This is a genomic window from Parabacteroides sp. FAFU027 (assembly GCF_022808675.1).
Taxonomy (GTDB): Bacteria; Bacteroidota; Bacteroidia; order Bacteroidales; family UBA7332; genus CAXXIC01.
The window spans coordinates 1-13,867 of the sequence record NZ_JAKZKV010000011.1; the positions used below are offsets into that span (position 1 = coordinate 1).

Below are 13,867 nucleotides of genomic sequence, written 5' to 3' on the forward strand. Positions count from 1 at the left end.
GCGTTACTCACCCGTGCGCCGGTCGCCACCCGAAGTGCTGCCCCTCGACTTGCATGTGTTAGGCCTATCGCTAGCGTTCATCCTGAGCCAGGATCAAACTCTTCGTTGTATTATTTGTTTTTTGTGATTGGTAAACCAATCGTTTTAATACCTTCAAGTTAATCCTTACTCCAATTATTGCTAATTGACGGTTTAATTTTTCCCTTGCTTTATTCTTTACCATCACTGGTCTTTATTGAACAAAGCAGTTTTTGTACTACTTGTCTATCTATAATTTCTTCAATGAACTCTTTTCATTTTGCTCCACCAAAAGTTTTAGCGAAACGGCTGCAAAGATAACGCTTTTCTTTTTTATCTTCCAAATCTTTTCAGATTTTTATTTCCAAAAGTCTCAAGCAATCTTCGTTGGGCCGCTGCCCTTCCTGTTTAGCGAGTGCAAAAGTAGTCGGTTTATCTATTCGCTCCAAATTATACGACGCCTTTTTTCTGTTAAAGAACATAACCTACTGAGCGTAAGTATAGGGATTGTGGGGGGTGAGGGACGGAGGGAGTGGCGATTTGTAGAGATTGAGAGGAAAACGGGTTGAAATTCTATTTTTCAGTGGGTGCGTTTTGTTTCCAAATGGAGGAATTTTTGAGGATTGATTACGGATTGGGGGATATTTTGTGGGGAAAAACTTTACCAAAGTTCGAAACTTTGGTAAAGATGGGGTTTAATAAACCTCCAGGGTTTTGGAAACCCTGGAGGTTTGGTGGGGTATCGGAGAGCCTGAAGGTGACTTCTGCGCGAGGGATAGCAGCGGAAAGCCCGCAGCGAGTGCGCGAGCGAGGACTGAAGCGGATAGCCCGACACGACCACCGGAGGGACGCGCCCTAAGGATAGGGATTGAGGGAATGAAGGACTGAGGGATCGAGAAAAACGGCTCTGCATTCCGAAGAAGACAGAGCCGTGGGAAAATTTGCAAAATTAAAGAATGAAATCAGTCGGGGTACAACTCCAGCGAAGCAGGTTTTTTCTTGCGGAAGAGTCGTTTGAAGAAGGCTTTTCCTTTTTCCATCGTTACATAAACGGATGGAACAAGCACTAGTGTCAATAATAAAGAACTGGAAAGTCCTCCGATAATTGCCCAGGCGAGGCCGTTTTTACTTTCAGCAGAGGCTCCGGTGGCCAGCGCTATGGGTAGCATACCGAAAATCATCGCGAAAGTGGTCATCAGTATTGGACGGAGGCGCTCCTTGCCCGCTTCGATGAGGGCTTCGGTGACTCCAAGGCCACGGGCTCGCAAGTGGTTGGTGAAGTCGACAATCAGAATGGCATTTTTCGCCACCAGACCAATCAGCATGATAAAACCGATAAAGGTGAATATCGAAATGGTTTTACCCGAAATGGCCAACGCTATCAAGGCTCCGATAATCGCCACCGGAATGGAAAACAACACCACGAACGGATATAAATAGGAGTTGTAAAGCGCAACCATAATAAGGTACACGAAGATGAGCGCCGCCCCGATAACGAGGAACAAGCTCCCGAATGCTTCGGACTGACGCTCGAGCTGACCTTTATAATCGATGGTAATGTTGCCCGGATGAATTTCTTTCGCAACGAGGTCTTTAATCTCCTGTCCTACGGTTCCCACGGGACGACCAAACACAGCTGCATTTATTGTCAGCGAAGAGATACGGTCGTAACGTTGGAGTTTATTTGGCCCTAATGACTGGTGAACCGTTGCAAAATCGGACAACTGCACCAATTTGCCTGCACTATTCTTAACGGTAAGAGCATTCAGGTTTTCCACCTGACGGCGGTCTGCCAGGTCAAACTGGACATTAATATCGTAGTCTTTGCCCAACTCTGAGAACTGAAGGTCGGTATTTCCGGCGAATGCCAGACGAAGCGTATTAGCCACATCATTTACCGAAAGTCCCAGCAAGGCCATTTTATCACGGTCGAGTGCAATTTGCAGCTCCGGCTTACTTTTATCTATAGAAAGCTTCACGTCGCTGGTTCCCGGCACAGTTTTCATTACCTTCATGACGCTATCGGCCATAACAAACAATTTGTCCACTTCCGGACCGCGTAGCAACACCTGAATCGGCGCATCATCGGCATTACCCATCAGCGAGGTTGCTGTTGCCGTTACTTTAATACCGGGAATTTGCTGTAACTCATCTTTAATCATCGCGGCATATTCCTGAACAGTCTGTTTGCGTTCTTCTTTCGGAATAAGCGTCACCGTAATTTCACTTTTATTCTGTTCGCTTGTTCCCAGTCCGGCCTGTCCGCTGGAGAATCCGATATTGGAAAATACTTTTACCACTTCCGGTTTGCTGTAAAGGATTTTTTCCACCTTTTGGGTTAGCATGTTGGTTTGGTAAATGGTATTCTGTGGGTCGCCTTCAAGCTTGATGGTAAACTCTCCTCGGTCACCATTAGTCATAAACTCGGCTCCGATAAAGCCTTTTGCCACCAGAGCAAAAGATGAGATGAGCAGCACGGTAGTAATTGCATACACGGTTTTGCGGTGACCTAAACCCCATTTCAGAGCTTTTTCGTAAGTATGAGTCACTTTGACAAAGAGCGATTCGAAGCCTAATGCCAGGCGGCCTAAGAGAGAGGATTTATTCAAATGCTCGATTCGACCAAAACGGGAAGCCAAAAGCGGAGTAATGGTAAACGATACAAACAAACTCATCAGGGTAGAGAATACAATAACCAGCGAGAATTCGCGCAACATACCTCCAATCATACCGGTCACCAGTGAAAGCGGTACGAATACCACCACGTCCACCATCGTAATCGCTACTGCGGTAAAGCCGATTTCGTTACGTCCTTCCAATGCTGCACGCTGCGGGTCTTTACCCATGTGCAGGTGTCGGTGAATATTTTCAAGTACCACAATAGAGTCATCCACCAGGATACCGATGACAAGCGAAAGCGCCATCAGCGTCATCAGGTTGAGCGAGAAGTCGAAGATGTACATCGCGGCAAATACCGAAACGATAGAAGCCGGAATAGAAACCAACACAATCAACGAGTCGCGGTAACTGTGCAGGAAGAGGAACATCACGATAGACACCAGGATAATCGCCAGCAAAAGGTCCTCCATTACGCCATGTGCCGAAGCCAATGTATATATAGAGGTATCGGATGCAATATCGAACTTGATTTGTTGCGCAGCGTATTGTGTTTCAATCTTTGCCAATTGCTCACGAACCAGCTTACTCACCTCAACGGTATTGGCATCGGATTGCTTCTGAATCTGAACACCGATAGATGACAGACCATTAATGCGATTCAGGTTGGTCACTTCAGCGCTTCCATCCACCACATCGGCAATATCCATCAATTTCACGACACTTCCGGTCGCTGACTTTGAAATCGCCACGTTACGAAAATCATCGAGTGAATGTGCTTTTCCGGCTAAACGAACAGAGTATTGCTTGGTGTTTCCTTCGATTTTACCGGTCGGTAATTCCAGATTGGCATTACCGATTGCCTGGTAAACCTGTGAAATAGTGAGATTATAGCTTTGAAGCTTCTCCTTATTGATGTCAATCTTGATTTCGCGGTCGGTACCTCCAATCAGATTTACCTGCCCTACCCCATTGATTTTGGCGATTTGCGGTTTAATCTGGTCATCAATCAGGCGGTAAAGTTGCGTTGCGGGCATTTTACCCGTTATCCCCAACTTGATAATGGGCATATCGTCCAACGAGAATTTATTCAACGTTGGGGATTTGGCACCAGTAGGTAGTTGGGAAAGATTGGCATTGATTTTACGTTGTGCATCCTGCAAAGCCAGATTGGCATCGGCAGTAGCCTGCAACTCAATCGTTACAGTTGAAACGCCCTCCATAGACGAAGACTGGATGCTTTTTACATTTTCCAAAGAGGAAATGGCATCCTCGATTTTCTTGGTCACCGAACTCTCCACCTCGGCAGCTGATGCTCCGGGGTATTGTGTAATAACGGTCACCACCGGAATATTCATTTTGGGAACCAGGTCATACTTCAGGTGAGTATAACTGAAGATTCCCAGCAGCCCCAGTACGGTAAAAAGTACAACCACCAGCGTGGGGCGTTTTATGGCAATATTTGTTATGGAAATCATTGCATTTACAATTTAGTCATTTACCATTTACGATTTATAAATGGCTGAAATTTAGTTTGCTACTTTGATGGCTTTGCCGTCTTCGAGATTAATCTGGCCGGAAGTAACCACTACGTCACCTTCGTTAAGACCTGACTGAACTTCAAGATATTTGTTATCCGCTTCCCGCACAACGATATTACGCAAATGCGCTTTGCCGTTTTCATCCACATAAACTTTTGCATCACGGGTGCTTCCCTGAAGAGCTTCACGCGGAATGTAGAGTTTCTTGCCTACAGCCGGTTGGTCGATTAATGCATTGGCAAATGTTCCGGCTTTCAATGGACTCTTTTTGCTATTCACTACCTGAATCTCCACATCGTAATTGTGGCTTTCATCACCTTTTGCACTCACGAAGGTCACTCTACCCTCAAAATTCTCACCCGGATAAATATCGGTAGTGATGGTCGCTTTTTCACCTAACTTAATCTTATACACATTGCTCTCCGAAACACTCAGTTTCAACTTCAGTTTGGAAATATCCACAATAGAAGCGATGGCGGTTCCCACATTAATAAATGCACCTTTATCCACCAATTTCTTTGTAATCACACCGCTGATAGGCGCTTTTACGGTAGCATCGGTCAATTGCTTCTGAGCTTGCTCGAGGGTGATAACTGCATTTTCCAAAGCAGTGCGGGCATCGTCCACCTGTTGTTGGGTAGCACTACCGCCTCTCAAAAGGTTTTCGTAGCGGGAAAGGTCACGTTTTTGCTTCGCCAATGCCACCTTTGCAGAACGAACTGCCAGTTGTTTGAGCTTACTGTCGATAGACGCGATGACCGCTCCCTGGCTTTTTACCTGACCAGGCTCAACATTCAACGTTGTGATTTTACCCTGAGCTTCAGCAGCGATATTCACTTCTGAGTTAGGTGAAAGCGTTCCCACCAGATTGAGCGCCTGGCTGATTTCCATCGGTTGCACGGTGTAGGTCTGCACACTGATAACGCTCGAAATACCGCTATTCAGGTTTTTCGTTGAATTTATCTTATCGTGATTTGCCTTCATTTTGAATCCGGCAGCCAGGATGAGCGCCAGAATAATTACGCCGGTTATTATCTTCTTCATAGTCTAAACGTCTGATTTATTTTATGTTGTTGATGTAATTCATTAAAGTACCCTTTGATTGTTCCAAATCAAGACGGGCGATAAAGAGTGAGAAAAGTTTGTTGAAATAGTTGTTTTGCGATTCACGCAGCGAACTTTCGGCTTGAACCAGTTCGAGCGCCGTGCTGATTCCTTCGTTGTATTGCAACTGGGTGTTGGAGTAAACGTTTTGTGCCAAATCCAAATTTTCCTTCTCGTTGCGGATGTTGTCAATCGCATTTTTATACTGAATCTCGTAGTTGGAGACATTCACCTTGATGGATTGCTCGGTCAGGCGAAGATTTTCCTGCGCTTTGGTGATATTTAAGCGGGACTGGGCAATACGCGACTTTCTTTGTAATCCATCAAAAATTGGCACTTTGAAAGTAAATCCGATGTTGTAACTATTGAACCAGGGCTGATTGCCATCGAAGAAGTTAAACTCTTTGCGCATAGCATTATAGTTATATGCCGCATTGAAACTCAATGTAGGCAAATAACCCACCACATTGCGTTGTTTATCCAACTCCTGAACTTTTATATTTGTCTTTTGCAATTGGTAATCTACACGGTTCTCTACATTCAGGTCACTTTTTGAAGCCAGATATTCGCGGTCGATATCAATATCTAAAGCCGTGGTATCAGACAGTGAAATAGGAGAATCCACCGGCATACCCATCTGATATTTCAGCATATTCAATGACTGTTGGTAACTCAATTCGCTCTGCTCCAGTTGCGAACGGGTATTGTTGCAGCTGACGCGGATTTTATCCACATCAATCTTTTTGGCCATCCCGTTTTTGTACTTCAACTCGGTGGAAGCCAGCAATTTCTCAGAAGCAGTCAGCGTTGCACGCAGGACTCCGCTTCTTTTTGCAATAACCAAAGTCTGATAATAAGTTGAACTTACATTGTAAGTCGTCTGCTCGGTAGTCTTCTGCTGGCTTTGATTGGAATATTGTTCATTCACCTTCGCGGCTTTGAGTGCTACAACCACAGTCGGGTCAAAAATCTTCTGATTCAACTGCACTCCGGCTGTCAGGTTGTGTTTGATTCCCATCTGAACAGCGATTTTTTCACCCGGTTTTCCCATTAATTCACCCGGTAAAAGGGTGGTTGAAAGCTTCAGGTTGTCAGTGTATGATGCCGAACCATCAATCTGCGGCAACATCGTCCCAATCTGCTCACCTACTTTTTTCTGCGCAACAGCTGTTTCATAGCCAGCAATTTTCTGATTTCCGTTGTTATTGCGCGCATAATCAATGCACTCCTTCAACGAAAAACTTTGCCCGAATGTCAGCCAGGGGCTAGCACTCAGGCACAATAACCAAACCATCTTTCTTTTCCTCATATACCTACGTAATAAAATCTTACTTTGTTAGATTACAAAAAACAAATACCTATTGAATGATGCAAAAGTAAACTCATTGAATGATTTGAGACTTACATTTTCTACTTACAAGCGAAATTTACCGATAAACGAACCGATTTTCAGGATAACTAATATTTCGCAATGCTATTGAGAAACCGTTCGATGAAGCCAATATATACCTCACGGGGTTCACGATAAGTCTTCACAATAGATGACGGCGGAGGCATTTTCATTTTCATAAATGAAGAGATTGTACCGTTTTTCAGACACATCCAGTTGAATATTATCTCCAGTACATCATCCTCTGTTTTGCCGGTTAACTGCACAAACAACTCTTTAATCTCAAAAAAACGAGCCAGCATCTCCTCATCATGCACAGGCCGTTCAAGGCTAAACATCAACTGGTAAAGTTCCTGGTTCTGAAAGGCAAAATCCCAGTGATTCAGTGACAATTTCATTATCAATGCCTTGGGGTCTGTTTCTGTCTGACGTTCCTCTGTAAACTTATGATGCAATTCCCTGAAACCACTCTTGATGATTTCATGCAATAAATCTTCTTTATTTTCGAAATGCTCATACACAATCGGCGGTGTATATTCTATCTCGGTCGCAATTTTGCGGATAGTCACCGCAGCCCAGCCTTCCGAGGCTGCAATCTTCCGGGCTGCATCCAGAATCTTTTGCCGGTTAGCTTCTTTATCGCGTTGCTTGCGTTCTATATGCCCCATATTATATTCTTGTTATTATTTCTAACATTGTTAGACAAAGGTAGAGGTTAATTCAATATCAATGGGTAAATCATTAAGAATTAACACATCTTCATGTTGTATCACAACACTCCGGATGATCAGATTCAGGATAAGAGTATAAGCAAAAAAAACGAATTGAATTAAACCTGTTTGCGAAAAACTGACCCGAAAAGTTAATGATGTTACTTGCGATAAACAGACAGAATAAATTATATGTTTGAATTGAATATCAGGGTATAGAGTTTTGAGTAGATACTCTTGGCAAAACGTTCAATTCATTGTAAATATGAGACTTTATAGCATTATCTTACTTATATTACTGGTTACAGTCCCTGATTGTATTGCCTCGACTCTGTCTGCCACAAAACAATCTGTAGCATTAAGCGCCAACCAGCTCACAACAATTGATTTTACCTATTCGCCAAACAATCCATGCTCAGGTACCGATGTCACATTTACCCCTTCAGTAAGTGGAAACGGCTACACATTTAGTTGGGATTTCGGGGATGGAAACACCTCTACAGCTGTAAGCCCAACCCATAAATTTGAATCTTTCGGTACCACCTCTAAAACATTCAAAGTCAAACTTTCGGTTTCCGATAAGGACACATCATTGTCTGTATTTAAAGATGTAACCGTAACTCAATCCCCTGATCCGACTTTGAACGGTACAGGTTCCGGTGAGTTTTTTAATGGAACTCCCGCTTTCAAAGTTTGCAGTAACACGATTTCAACGTTCTTTTTCACAAATGCCTCAACCACAAAAGCCAACAATACCCGATATACAATCAACTGGGGTGATGGTTCTGCTGATTTTATCCAGACAGACTGGACATCAACCACACATACTTACCAGATTGGATTATGGTATCTGAAATATACCGTAGAGGGTTCAAACAGTTGCCCTATCACAAAGACATACATCGTATTTGTCGGTTCAAACCCGGCTGTATCGTTGGGAAACCCCGGTAATACAGATATTTGCAGCAATAATGTGGTAGAATTTCCCATTACCGGTACGCAAAACAACCCTCCCGGTACAACCTATACCGTTACCTTCAATGATGGCTCAACCGAACAGGTCTTTAATCATCCACCACCTGCTTCTGTAAAACATACATTTGTAAAATCCTCTTGCGGAACAACCAGTTCAAACGGAACGATCGCTTTCCCAAATTCATTTTCAGCCAATATTGTAGCCAGCAATCCATGCGGCACTTCTGCAGTCGGAGTGGTTCCCATTTATGTATCCACGACCCCAATAGCCGATTTTATATTGCCCAAAACCTCCACCTGTACAAATACTCCGATTTGTATATTAGACACAACCCAGGGAGGGACTATAGCTACAGCCACAAAATGCCTGAGCCCGAATATTGTCTGGTCCATAACTCCATCAACCGGAGTTACTTTGGCGTCCGGCACATTAGGTAGTGATATGGGACTGTCAGATCCTTCCTTATGGACATCTGGATCCGAACAAATATGCCCCCAGTTTTCCATTCCGGGCACCTATACCATAGCGCTGAAAACCGGAAATCGTTGTGGAGTCATCAGCCAGAAAGAAAAAACCATTTGTGTGGAAGCCCCCCTGGTTCCACAATTTACTGTGAACAACGAAAGCGGATGTGCACCACTGGATGTGACAATAGCCAATACAACCGATGTCTCTAAAAGCTGTGTACCTCCGACCTATTCATGGGCAATCAGCTACACTGCCGCAAACTGCGGAACATCGTCGGCATTTAACTACACGAGCGGAACTTCCACTTCTGCATCCCCTTCAATACGTTTTACTAATCCGGGGAAATATACACTGACGTTAACCACTACCAGCACCTGTGGTACCCTGTCATTCAGCAAAATCATAACGGTCAAGAAACCGCCTACCGTTTTCATTAACACCATTCCTACAGCATGTGGTACTGCTTCAATCACTCCAACCGCAGTGATCAACAGTTGTACTCCCGATGCAGGGACATTGACCTATGCATGGAGTTTCCCCGGCGGTACACCGGCGACCTCATCAAGCCAAAATCCGGGAACGGTTACATACAGTGGACCGGGGACTTACACCGTTTCCCTTACGGTAACAAATGAATGTAATGTGGCTGTTTCCGATTCAAAAAACTTCTCTGTCAAAGAAGTTCCAACCGTTACCAATACCTCTTTGGCACAAACGATCTGTTCCGGATTTCCAACAGTCGCTATTCCATTAACTGCAAGCCTCTCCGGAACAACATTTACCTGGACAGCAACGGGAACAGCCGGTACCAGCGGATACACGGCCGGCTCTGGAAATACAATCCCTGCACAAACTCTTTATACGACCGGTACTACCCCCGGTATAGTCACTTTTGCTATTACGCCATCCAACGGATGTACCGGTCCGGTGACCAACTATGTGGTTACTGTAAATCCGGCGCCGAGAATCAAAGACCAGCCTCAATCCAGCTATGTCTGTCTGGGTGGAAAAGCCACCGACTTATCCGTTACGTATGAAAACGGGACAGGTACACCTTCATATCAATGGTATAGCAATATCCTCAACGATAACCTAACCGGAATAATCATACCCGGTGCGACCTTCTCTGCATATACCCCATCGGTAGATAACGCAGGTACAACCTATTATTATTGCAAAATATCACTTCCATCCAGCGAATGCTCTGATTTGGTCTCCAATACGGCATTCGTTACCGTTGATTCCATTCCCGTCATTAAGACACAACTCCTCACCAACCAACAGGTCTGCGTGGGTGGAACCATAAAATCGCCACTAACACTTTCTGTAAAAGGAGGTGCCGGTACAGTTATATACCAATGGTATCAGAATACCACGAACACAAACAGCGGCGGCACACCAATCAGTGGAGCAAACCTGTCAACATTTACCCCTCCTGTATTTACCTCAACGGGGAAATATTACTATTACGTCGAAGTTTCCTATTCCGGAAACAATTGCGGAAAAGTCGCCAGTAACACAGCTGAAATCGAAGTGGTCGCTGACCCTGTAGTAACCAGACAACCTTTAGCCACTCAGGAACTATGCCAGAATACCAGTTCAGAAGCTCTGTCAGTCTCTGTAAGTGGAGGATTGGGGTCGTTTGCTTATCAATGGTTTAGAAATAGTGCCAATAATACCACTTCCGGCACCCCCATCACCGGAGCCAATGATTCTATTTATGTTCCATCAACCTCAACCATTGGCACCACCTATTATTATTGTATCATAACCCAACCTAACGGTCCCGGATGTAATGCAATTACTTCAGCCTCGATGGTAAAAGTAAATGCAGCTCCCACCATTACGAAACAACCGGCATCTAGCACAGTCTGTCTGGGAAATGCAGCCACAACGCTATCTGTAACTTATACCAATGGGGTAGGCACACCTTCTTATCAATGGTATAGTAATTCAACAAACAGTAATTTAACGGGAACTCCCATTAACGGGGCAACCGGCTCAACATATACCCCACGGACAGATTCCGTCAGTACGAATTACTACTACTGCATAATTAAACTGAGTTCCGGTGGATGTGATATCATGGTTTCCAATACCGCATCGGTTACGGTCAACGCGTATCCCGTGATTTCCGATACCACCATCGAAGTGGCTAGTGAAGTGCCGTTCAATTATACTCCCGTAAATAGTGGCGTTAATATTGTGCCGACAGGAACAACCTACACCTGGAGCGCCCCGGTTATTGCTCCGGCAGGTACCTTAACAGGAGGAAGCGCCCAAAGTACTCCCCAGACCACCATTTCCCAAACATTAAAAAACATAACCACGGCTCCGGCCTCTGCCACCTATACCATCACTCCATCAGCAAACGGTTGTACGGGACAGCCATTTAAGTTGACGGTAAATGTTACTCCGCTGATCAATCCCAAAGCAGTCGTAACTAATTGTACCTGTTACGGGGTAAACAACGGATCCATTCAAACCTCTATCGAGGGTGGAATGCCATTTACGACAGGGGAGCCATATCACATCACCTGGAGTGGTCCGAACGGCTTCACCTCTACTACCGCCACCATTACCAATCTGACGCCGGGCATATATACCCTGAAAATCGAAGACGCGAGCAGCCGTCCGTTTACAACTACCTATACGGTTACCCAACCGGCTGAAGTGGTTATCCAGACCGATTCGCAAAAAGACGTTTCCTGTAACGGGGCGAATAATGGCTCGGTATCCATTACGGTAAGCGGAGGAACACCTCCTTATGTTTACAGCTGGACAAAAGACGGAGCCAACTTTTCAACATCTGAAGATATCAGTGGACTGGCTCGGGGAACTTATGTTGTTTCAATCACCGATAAGAATAATTGCAGTCCGAAAACGGCTTCCTATTCCATCACCGAACCCACCGGACTATCCGTTGTTTTGATTAGTCAGACCGAACTCAAATGTAACGGTGATTCAACCGGGGTAATCCTGATTCAGGCATCGGGGGGAACTCCGATAGAAAAAACGCCCGGTGTGTTTGATTATAACTATACCTGGACGGGCCCAAACGGATTTACCAGCACCAAAGCCAATCAAACCGGTCTGTTTGCCGGAAATTACCACGTGACCGTAACCGATAAGAACGGTTGTATGCAGAACCTCTCTGTTACGATCAATCAGCCCCCGGCTATGGATATCAAAGTGACAACCACCCCTATCACCTGTTACGGGGACAATAACGCATCCATCAAACTTGATGTTACCGGTGGCATTCCACCATATAGCGCACAATGGAGCGATTTCAGCCAGGGGTTATATGAGGATAATCTCTCTGCCGGAAATTACATCATCACTGTGACCGATGCCAACAATTGCCACAAAACTATTCATGTAAACATCCCCGAAGCAACACTCTTCAAAGTCTCTCCGGTGGTGAAGAATGTTTCCTGCCACGGTGCACACAACGGCAGCATCAGCCTGAACTTTGTCGGAGGAAAAGCGCCTGTCAAACTGGTGTGGGATGATAATCCTACTGCCGGAACAACACGTAACAATCTGGGCCCGGGTGCTTATACCGTGACCATCACCGATGCCCAGCCCTGCAACATTTACCGGACATTTGTCATTCAGGAACCGGACGAACTGGTACTTACAGCCGGTATCACCGATGCGCTGGATTGTAACAACATCAGCAGCGGAGCCATTGACCTGACTGTTAATGGTGGCACCCCGCCATTCACCTACAGTTGGTCAAACGGAAAAACAACCCAAGACCTGGCAAATCTCATTGCCGGTACATACATCGTAATAGTCACTGACTCCAGCGGCTGTACCAAAACGGCACAATATACCGTCAAACGTCCGGCACCGCTCACAGTAACCGTGGCGGAAAAGCGGGACTACAACTGCTCTACCGGGGTATTAAGCCAAATCAATACCGCCCAGGCCACGGGAGGCGTTCCTCCTTATCAATTCACCTGGTCAGGCGGCACAACAAGCGGTGCAAACGGTGAAATCATGGAGACTACCCAAAACGGTATTGTCCTGCTTCATGTCAAAGATGCTATCGGTTGCACTATCGATTATTCATTCTATGTCACCATACCGTTTGCCGGAATCAGCTATCAGTTGCTGGATTGCAACGCGCATACCTTCCAGTTTGATGCCGTATCTCCTTTTGATCAAAGCGGTGGGGATAGTTACAATTGGGATTTCGGAGACGGAGGCAGCTCTACGTCGAAAAGTCCATCGCACTCATTTGCCAAAGCCGGTAGCTATCGGGTGCGAGTTACGGTGAAAGATATTCTTTGCAATGCAGTTTATGAGCAAATCATAGTAGCCGAAGAGTCGCCTACGCTTAAACTCGACCGCGAGCCCGTATTCTGTCAGGGAGATACCATCACGGTGCATGTCAGTGGCGCCGATTCGTACAGGTGGGCAAACGGTTCAACTGCCGATAGCATGATGATTTACGAAGCGGGAAGTTACAGTGTAACCGGCATTTCGAAAGCAGGATGTTCAGGCTCCCTCAACTTCACGGCCAAATATCTCGGTCTGTTCAACTATACCATCCAGTCCGATAAGGAAGAAGTTACTCCGGAAAATCCGACGATTCAGGTCTGGACAGAAGACATACCGGGGTCTCTCTATTTCTGGGATTTTGATGATAGTACACAGGTGCAGGGCAATCATCTGGAACACACCTTCAACATCACCCACGACGGATTCTACACCATTAAGCTGAAGGTAATCAATCCCAACGGTTGTACGGAGTGGGCGACCAAACGCATCTGGGTGACGGGGCCGCAACTGCCCAACACCTTTACCCCCAACGGTGACGGAGATAATGATATCTTCATGAAAAACTGGCATATTCAGATTTTCAACCGCAATGGACTGCTTTTATATGAAGGAACAGAAGGTTGGGACGGAACCTACAAAGGCAAACACGTATCCAACGACACCTATTTCTACGTGTTGCAATATTTGACTAAAACCGGATTGAAATACAAAACCGGTTATGTAACGGTCGTTCGATAAAATCATGGAGCGT

5 protein-coding genes and 1 rRNA gene are annotated in these 13,867 nt (G+C 45.3%); 1 reads left to right on the forward strand and 5 read right to left on the reverse strand.

The features are described 5' to 3' along the window. The 5 genes from MLE17_RS14925 to MLE17_RS14945 form a co-directional block, all read right to left on the reverse strand. Positions 1–109, reverse strand: a 16S ribosomal RNA gene (locus MLE17_RS14925); the annotation flags it as partial. Between the two features lie 871 nt (positions 110–980). After that, positions 981–4,112: an efflux RND transporter permease subunit gene (locus MLE17_RS14930; RefSeq protein ID WP_243349511.1), complete on the reverse strand. Its 3,132-nt coding sequence runs from the start codon at positions 4,110–4,112 to the stop codon at positions 981–983. Positions 4,113–4,163: 51 nt separating this feature from the next. Next, positions 4,164–5,219, reverse strand: a complete 1,056-nt coding sequence (locus MLE17_RS14935; protein ID WP_243349512.1) for an efflux RND transporter periplasmic adaptor subunit — start codon at positions 5,217–5,219, stop codon at positions 4,164–4,166. Positions 5,220–5,235: 16 nt separating this feature from the next. Next, positions 5,236–6,588: a TolC family protein gene (locus tag MLE17_RS14940; protein WP_243349513.1), complete on the reverse strand. Its 1,353-nt coding sequence runs from the start codon at positions 6,586–6,588 to the stop codon at positions 5,236–5,238. Between the two features lie 149 nt (positions 6,589–6,737). Then, entirely contained in the window at positions 6,738–7,337 is a 600-nt protein-coding gene (locus MLE17_RS14945; RefSeq protein WP_243349514.1) for a TetR/AcrR family transcriptional regulator, read from the reverse strand. Positions 7,338–7,644: 307 nt separating this feature from the next. Here MLE17_RS14945 and MLE17_RS14950 point away from each other — a divergent pair, with 307 nt between their 5' ends. Then, positions 7,645–13,854, forward strand: a complete 6,210-nt coding sequence (locus MLE17_RS14950; protein ID WP_243349515.1) for a PKD domain-containing protein — start codon at positions 7,645–7,647, stop codon at positions 13,852–13,854. Positions 13,855–13,867 lie beyond the last annotated feature (13 nt).

Bases quoted from the DNA above. Each gene is read 5' to 3' on its own strand.
- MLE17_RS14945 (WP_243349514.1), bottom strand. From the start codon at position 7,337: ATGGGGCATATAGAACGCAAGCAACGCGATAAAGAAGCTAACCGGCAA.
- MLE17_RS14935 (WP_243349512.1), bottom strand. From the start codon at position 5,219: ATGAAGAAGATAATAACCGGCGTAATTATTCTGGCGCTCATCCTGGCT.
- MLE17_RS14940 (WP_243349513.1), bottom strand. From the start codon at position 6,588: ATGAGGAAAAGAAAGATGGTTTGGTTATTGTGCCTGAGTGCTAGCCCC.
- MLE17_RS14930 (WP_243349511.1), bottom strand. From the start codon at position 4,112: ATGATTTCCATAACAAATATTGCCATAAAACGCCCCACGCTGGTGGTT.
- MLE17_RS14950 (WP_243349515.1), top strand. From the start codon at position 7,645: ATGAGACTTTATAGCATTATCTTACTTATATTACTGGTTACAGTCCCT.